Source organism: Methylobacterium sp. J-030, assembly GCF_022829545.1.
Taxonomy (GTDB): Bacteria; Pseudomonadota; Alphaproteobacteria; order Rhizobiales; family Beijerinckiaceae; genus Methylobacterium.
Genome location: NZ_JAKSYM010000352.1, coordinates 1 through 1,038, shown reverse-complemented (window position 1 = coordinate 1,038; position 1,038 = coordinate 1). Strand labels below are relative to the sequence as shown.

Annotated in this window: 2 protein-coding genes; one reads left to right on the top strand and one right to left on the bottom strand. The window is 62.2% G+C overall.

The window, feature by feature from the left end:
* Window positions 1-255 precede the first annotated feature (255 nt).
* On the bottom strand, window positions 256-567 hold the full coding sequence (locus MKK75_RS28100; protein ID WP_244045776.1) for a cyclic nucleotide-binding domain-containing protein: 312 nt from the start codon (window positions 565-567) through the stop codon (window positions 256-258).
* A gap of 348 nt (window positions 568-915) precedes the next feature.
* On the opposite strand from MKK75_RS28100, the gene MKK75_RS36460 reads away from it, so the two are divergent.
* Window positions 916-1,038 (top strand): DUF6894 family protein (locus MKK75_RS36460; protein ID WP_409567619.1); only part of this gene is annotated, 123 nt, incomplete at its 3' end.

The following is a 1,038-nucleotide window of genomic DNA, read 5'->3' as shown; positions in this document are numbered from 1 at the left end:
GCTGATACCCAGCGCGTCTCCGAGATCATCCTGGGTCATTGGGAATTCGAAGCTGTCCTCGCTCACCAGGCCTACGACCCGCAAGCGCACGAGCAACTCGCACACGAGATGCGCAATCTGCCGGTCGGCGGCCCGTTGCCCCATGTTGACGAGCCAAGCCCGCAGCGTGCCCCTATCGACCAGGGTCGCCCACCAGAGCGCTCGCGCGCTGCGGGGATGGCGGGCCGTGCGATCCTCGATGACCGAGCGCGGAATCTACACGATGGTGCAGCCCCAGATGGTGCCGATGCTGTGGTCCATCTCGCCGAGGATGGCCACGTGCAGGTCGCAGAAGTCGCCCGGTACCAGGAAGGCCATGATCTGGCGCCCCCCATCGGTCAGGGTTTTGTAGCGGCAGGCGAAGCCTTCCACGACCAGGTGTACGTCCTCTGGCAGCTCGCCTTCGGGGCTGATGTCAATACGCCGCGCGACGCGACGTGTTTTTCTGGTGACGTCGTGTAGGACGGCACGGTCCTCGTCATTCAGACGCGCTCCGTATTCGGGCTTCATGATCAGCGGATTGGACATTCGTGCTCTCTCGCGGCTCGGCCGCGCCGAGAACGAGGAACCGTGAAGCTTCCTTCCGCCGTCAGTCGGACGTCGGTCCGAGACCGAACAGCTATATGTGCGGGGCAAATCCCCAACACACATTGAGTTCCGCTTTACTACATATGTAGGTCGTTTTAGCTGAGACAGTGCAGTCGTGGAGTCCTGCGTCAATTTATTCAGCTTGCGCAGTTACGTAGCTTGCAAACCAAATGTGTGTTGTAGCGCCTCCCGGTCGGACACGGCACAGGAAGGCATCGTTGGCTGATCGACCGTAGGCGCCGGCGGCTGGGTGAGGCGCGCGCTCCCGCCTGCGACGCGGAGGGCCTGATGCCCCGTTTCTTCATCGACACCTTCGACAGCATTGTCGTCATAGATGACGTCGGCTACGAGTTGCCGGACGAGGCCGCTGTGCGGGAGGTTGTCCGCAAGACTTTGGCCGACATGCTCGGG